Genomic DNA, 5916 nt, shown 5'->3' with positions numbered 1-5916 from the left:
ACGCATCTGTCGCACAATCTTTGTGCGGTATTGCCTAAACTATGCGACTTTGCGCACGGAGATTATTCCGGCAGCTGGTTGATCAGGTGCACCAGGAATCGCAGCAGACTCATAGAGTCGTCGCCGCCGATACCGCCGCCGGCAGCACAGTCCGCATTCTTTTTCTGCTGGTCGTTCAGCTCGACCACGCCGGCAACTGCTTTGTTCAGCAGAACGGCATCAGACAGATCCACATCACCGTCCAGATTGACATCGCCATAGAGGACGGAGTCATCTGCTGTGGTGGTTTCGCCGGTCGCCTCAGTGGTGGCTGTGGTGACGGAAGTTGTGGTAGTGGTTTCTGTGGTGGTGCCGGTTCCGGTGGTTGTTGTGGTACCGGTTACTTCGGTGCCGTCGCCCACCAGTTTCAGCACGCCGAAACCGCTGGTGTTGATGTAGCCCTGACCGGTGAGGTCGTTCCAGTTGGCCATGCTGGTACGCTTGCCGTCGCCGGTGCCGTCATCGTTGACCTGTACGTCAAAGCCTACGATCTGGTTGGCATGGAACGAACCAATGGTGTACGGAATTGCCACCTCGACGATATAGCCCTTGTCGGTCTTTTTCGTGCCGGATAGGAATGCGTCAGTGGAGCGTCCGTCGGTAACGGTCTTGTCGTTCTCGTAGTTGATGCGGCACTGAATGTCATCGCTTTCGTAAGAGGAAGTCTTGTGGTTGTTCTCGTCGAAGAATACTTCCACGGTGTCCTGTTCGTAGGCGTTGGCACTTGCCACGCTCAGTACGGGGTCGGTGACTTCAGTCAGCACATAGAAGTAGTTCTCGTCCCAGAGCATTTTGGAAACGGCGGTCGCACCGTTGCCCATGGAGTAGGTGTTGACATCAATGGTGTTGGCATCTGCCCATGCGGCATCGATGTCCCCGTCAATGGTAATGGGTGTTTCGGTCTTGGTTGCCTCGGCATACTTGGGCTGTTCTGCGAGGGTGACAATTCCGCAGGTGGGCAATGCACCATCTGCATTTGTGGAATGATAGAATCCATCCGCAAATGCTTCATCATTCCATCCGTACTGGTCATAGATAATATCCAGATAAAAATTATCTCCTGCTTTTCCAATTACAGAATCATCGGACAAATCATAAGAACCAGAAAGAGGCAGTTTCACTTGTGTATATTTTTGTTCATTCAAGTCAGGCGCACCACATATAAACTTTCCTTCTTGACTTTCTCGATTGCCATATACAGCAATCTGATGTGCGCCTTCTGTGCCATAAATACGAACTGTCAACGAGGAGTCATTCCACGCTGCTTTGAAATATGCGCCAGAATCGCCGATATACTGTGCCGTACCAATTTCCAATGCCCGTTCCAGATCGGCATCTGTGCCGTCATAGCGGTATGCTGTCATGGTCTGGAGCTTTTCCACTTCGGAGTCAGTGTCGATTACGGCATAATAGGAGGGCTTTGCCTGATAGTCCTTGTCAAAGAGCAGGGGATAGCCGCCGATCCAGCTGGTGGAGTCGGTGATGCCCCAGAGGACAACGGCGGACAGGTTCACGCCGGAATCCTTCATTTCCTTGTACATCTTGAACACGTCCTGATACCGCTGTGCCAGTGCCAGCTGGTTGGCGTGTTCGTTGGACTTCTCGGAAACGTCCAGCTCGGTGACCTGTACTTCCAGTCCCAGGTCTGCATACTGCTGCATGGCGGACTTGTACAGATCAATGGTGGGATAACTCATGGAAATGTGGGATTGCATGCCCACGCCGTCGATCAGGTTCTTTTCCACCAGCGGTTTCAGAATGTCGCTGATGATGTACGCCTGCTTGTTGGGAGAGTACTCGTTGTAGTCATTGTAGAACAGCTTGCAGCCTGCCGGTGCATACTTCTTGGCGAACTCAAACGCCAGCGGGATATAGGACTGGTCGCCGTAGACCTTGACCCATGCGGACTGTCCGTCGACCTCGTTGTTGGAACCGGCGTCACGAATGGTGCCGGCATCGGAAGCAGCTTCATTCACCACGTCCCATGCGTAGAATTCCACATCGGGGTAATCCTTTTTCAGCGTTTCCATGACGGTCTTGATGTAGTTTTCCAGACGCTTGGTCATCTTGTCCTTGGAAACCCATGCCCCGTTGGGATCGAAGTTTTCCTTGAAGAACCAGTCCGGTGTCTGGCTGTGCCATACCAGCACGTGGCCACGTACCGGAATTTTGTTTTCGCCGGCAAACTTTAGCATCTCGTCTGCTTCATTCAGAGAGATCTGGGGCATGGTGTCATCGCCGGTCTCTGCCACATATTTCTGGGACAGTGCCTGATCCAGCACGCTGTCCGGTTTCAGCTCATTGCCCAGCGTCAGGCTGTTGTAGTGCTTTTTGATGAGGTCCTTGGTGGCACCCTGTGCAAATTCCGAGCCGGTGCAGGCGCAGCCGATCTTGAAGTAATCGGAATAGGCATCTTTCAGGGAAGCAATGTCGTCCTGAATGGTAGGATCCGGCAGGCGTTCGCCGACTGCATCGTCCATGTAGAAGTTCATGAGATCCTGTTCCTTGGGGGCACTGGTGTAACCGGTCTGTACATAGATATAGAAGTTGGTTGCACCCTCCGGCGCGGTGAACTCGCTGCCCACATACTGCCATTCGCCCTTCTTTGCGGTTTCGGTGGCGATGGTGTAGTAGTTTTCCTTGCCGTTGTAGTCGTATTGCAGGTTGATGGAGAACTTCTGGGTGTCGGAGTACTGGTCGCCGTCATAGAGCACGTAGGTGCCGACTTTGTAGTAGCCGCCGGCTTCCATGATGTCAGACACACTGCGGGTCGAACCGTTCCAGAGCTGGGTTCTGCCGGACACATACAGGCTGGCGTTTCCGCTGTGGGCATACGTGGTGGAGCGCTCTGCTGTGGCGCTGCCACGGCCGTTCCAGCTCTGTGTGCCGTCCTCGAAGTCCGATTCGAACTTGTCGTCCAGCTTGATCTCCGTCTTTTCGCCCTTGATGACCACGTCATCAATGTAATAGGTCTGGTCGGTGTTGGCGTTCGGCATCTCCACATAGAGGATCATGCCGGTAGCGCCGCTGGGAATGGTGTAGTTGCCCTTCATCTCCACCCACTGTCCGGCAGTCGCCTGCGCAGCAGCCACCTGTTCATAGTGGTCTGTGCCGCTGGTGTCGGTGTAGATCATTTTGATCGCCATGTTCTGCTGACCGCTGCCCTCATACATGGCGCTGGCAGAGATCTCATAGCTCTGTCCGGCAGCCACGATTCCCATCAGAGAACACCGCGGTGCGCCCCAGTTTGCGGTGCGGTCGTAGCAGTACAGGGAGGTTCCGCCGCTGTGCGCCTGTTCTGTGGACAGGGACAGACTGGAACCCACGCCTTTCCAGGCGCCGAATCCGCTTTCAAAGGTGTCGTTCATCAGTTCTTCCGGTGCGGCGTACCCCACCAGACCGGTGAAAGACATACTGCTGACTGCCAGCACACCCGTGGTGACGGCAGCCAGAATTCTTCCGAATTTCATGTAACATTCCTTCCTTTCCATGTTTGCTTTTTCGTACAAGAGCATCAGCTTGTCGCTATGCTGCATCTATTATAACATTTTGAAAAACATTTTGTCAATATTTTTGATGGGAAAATTGCGACGCCGCAACTTTTCTGCCGTTGACTTTTCCGGCATTTTATGGCATAATAAGACCATACCATTTCGAAAAAGGGGTCGATGACAATGCATTGGGAACAGCAATACCGCAAGGCAGTCACGTTCAGCTATGACGACGGCAACGAGCAGGACGAGAAGCTGCTGGAGATTTTCAACGATTACGGCATGAAAGCGACGTTTCACGTCAACACCGGCTTAGACCACGACCACGGCACGTGGCAGTATCGGGATCGCCTGTGGGTGCACCGGCTGAACCTGCGGGACTGCCCGTCGCTGTACCGTGGCCACGAGGTCGCCGTACACGGCAGTCTGCACCAGAATCTGACAGAGCTTTCGCCGGAGGCGCTGGAGGAGGAGCTTGGCGGTGATCTGCGTGCCATCACGGAGATTTTCGGCACACGTCCGGTGGGAATGTCCTATCCCTACGGCGTGTACAATGACACCGTGGTGGAGAAGCTGAAGGAACTGGATCTCCGGTATGGACGGGGCGTGGCTTCCAGCCGCAGCTTTGCCCCGCAGAAAGACCTGCTGCGATTCCAGCCCACCTGCCACCACGATGATGCGCAGCTATTTTCGCTGGCGGAGCAGTTTCTGGCGATGGAGCCGGAAACGCCACAGATCTTCTACATCTGGGGGCACAGTTACGAATTCGAGGGCAACCGGAATTGGGACAGAATGAAGCGGCTCTGCGAGATGCTCAGCGGAAAAGCGGACATTTTCTACGGAACCAACGCCGAGGTTCTGCTGGGCGGAGGTGCATAAGATGGAAAAAGTGCTGTTGATTGCCATTCCGCAGGCGGAACAGGTGGAGCAGTTGGCCGTGAAGCAGCATCTGCGTGCAGTGCATATCCAGCCCTCCGCATACGGTCAGAGTATCGGGCAGCTTGCCGGCTATGCCGTGCCGGCGGATGCTGCCGGAACTGCTGCGGACGAATTGCCGCCGACGGGACTGCTGGTGTTCTGCGGACTCAGGAACAGCCATATGGATCGTTTTTTGCAGTGGCTGCGCCATGCCGGAATCGAAATTCCGCACAAGGCAGTGCTCACCCCCACCAACCAGCACTGGACGGTATTCCAGCTGGCGTGGGAACTGGAGCGGGAGCGCCGGTCGCTAAATCAATAATTCGTACAAAGCAAAAAGAGCTGCCGCATCCATTTCTGGATGGGACAGCTCTTGTCATACGGTTACGATTCCTGTTCGGTATAACGGCAGCCGTTCCGATAGCCGGAGCAGCCGTAAGGCCCAGCCGTAAAACGGGGTGTCTGTTTCCCGCAGTACCAGATCTTTTCCGCAGATCGGACACTTGCGGCTTGCGGAGTGCTCCTCACAGTAGGAGAGAAGCTGTTGGGCAACGCTCTGCATTTCCGCTGGTTTCATGCGCTTGAGCCGGCAGGCGTTGTAGCGCTCTAAGATGAAGTTGGGCAGATTCTTGACGTAGGTGATTGCCTCCACGGCATCCTCCGGCGCTTCGGAGCGATCCAGCACGGCGGATTCGTTCGCCCAGACCACCGCACTGTAAAAGCGGTCCAGCCGGTTGCGGGAGAAACTCTGATAAACACGGGAGAGATATTCCATGTGCTCTGCGTTTTGGGAGAGAGGACTTTTCCAGCGTTTTCCCGTGTCCTGCGAGATAAAATCCCCGCAGGCATCGATGCGGAAGTCGGCGTTCCAGTTCTTGGTCTCCAGCACAAAGATCAGCTTGTCTGTGATGACAACGAAGTCCACCTGTGTTGGAATGGTGCCATATAAAAAGTGCAGGTCTTTTAGAATTATCATATACATCGGGGTGCGCATAAGGGTGTGCAGCGTCAGCCGTTCACCCTCCATGCCACGTTCGGCGATGCGCTTTTTGATCTGGATGTCCTTTCGGCGATCCTCCGGCAGCGCCTTTCCGTATAGACTTAGATAGCGCTCCAGACCTGCGGTTTGCAGTGCGGAGGATAGGGCGGCGTCTTCGTTGAAAATGACTGGATTCTGCGGTTCAGTCGGTTTGCGGTGGAACAGTCCCATTGGTGTTACTCCTTTTTTGCGCCCGGACAGCGCTAGAATAGTAGTATTATAGCACATCTGCCGATTTCTGTCAAATTTTGCGGGAAATCGGCAGCTTGTCTTCTCTGACGCTTTGTGATGCGAGATCTGCGGACACAGCATGCCGTGTCCCTACAGAGTGCGTCACAAGATTGCAAGAACAGTCACAAAAGGCATCGTGCAGCAACAAAACAATTTCAGAACTGTTGCCCCGAAAAGGCTGCTCCAGCTGAGCGCAGC

At 54.4% G+C, this 5916-nt stretch carries 4 protein-coding genes; 2 read left to right on the top strand and 2 right to left on the bottom strand.

Annotated features, from left to right (window positions below; genetic code table 11):
* Nucleotides 1-62: 62 nt before the first annotated feature.
* A complete protein-coding gene (locus QZL66_RS03250; protein ID WP_022410323.1) occupies nucleotides 63-3509 on the bottom strand; it encodes an endo-1,4-beta-xylanase in 3447 nt (1148 codons plus the stop codon).
* Nucleotides 3510-3713: 204 nt separating this feature from the next.
* On the opposite strand from QZL66_RS03250, the gene QZL66_RS03245 reads away from it, so the two are divergent.
* Together QZL66_RS03245 and QZL66_RS03240 are read left to right on the top strand one after the other, a co-directional pair.
* On the top strand, nucleotides 3714-4409 hold the full coding sequence (locus tag QZL66_RS03245) for a polysaccharide deacetylase family protein (RefSeq protein WP_293601807.1): 696 nt from the start codon (nucleotides 3714-3716) through the stop codon (nucleotides 4407-4409).
* Nucleotide 4410: 1 nt separating this feature from the next.
* Nucleotides 4411-4770: a DUF3783 domain-containing protein gene (locus tag QZL66_RS03240; RefSeq protein WP_022410321.1), complete on the top strand. Its 360-nt coding sequence runs from the start codon at nucleotides 4411-4413 to the stop codon at nucleotides 4768-4770.
* A gap of 54 nt (nucleotides 4771-4824) precedes the next feature.
* Here QZL66_RS03240 and QZL66_RS03235 read toward each other — a convergent pair whose 3' ends face one another.
* Nucleotides 4825-5658 (bottom strand): nuclease-related domain-containing protein, encoded by an 834-nt coding sequence (locus QZL66_RS03235; RefSeq protein WP_022410320.1) that lies wholly within the window; start codon nucleotides 5656-5658, stop codon nucleotides 4825-4827.
* Nucleotides 5659-5916: the final 258 nt, after the last annotated feature.

The organism is Ruminococcus sp. CAG:330 (assembly GCF_000437175.1).
Classification (GTDB): domain Bacteria; phylum Bacillota; class Clostridia; order Oscillospirales; family Ruminococcaceae; genus Ruminococcus_C.
The sequence above is the reverse complement of the archived record's forward strand: the minus strand, read 5'-3'. Positions and strand labels throughout refer to the sequence as shown.

Excerpts from the sequence above, each read along its gene's own strand:
- QZL66_RS03245 (WP_293601807.1), top strand. The coding sequence starts at position 3,714 with ATGCATTGGGAACAGCAATACCGCAAGGCAGTCACGTTCAGCTATGAC.
- QZL66_RS03235 (WP_022410320.1), bottom strand. The coding sequence starts at position 5,658 with ATGGGACTGTTCCACCGCAAACCGACTGAACCGCAGAATCCAGTCATT.
- QZL66_RS03240 (WP_022410321.1), top strand. The coding sequence starts at position 4,411 with ATGGAAAAAGTGCTGTTGATTGCCATTCCGCAGGCGGAACAGGTGGAG.
- QZL66_RS03250 (WP_022410323.1), bottom strand. The coding sequence starts at position 3,509 with ATGAAATTCGGAAGAATTCTGGCTGCCGTCACCACGGGTGTGCTGGCA.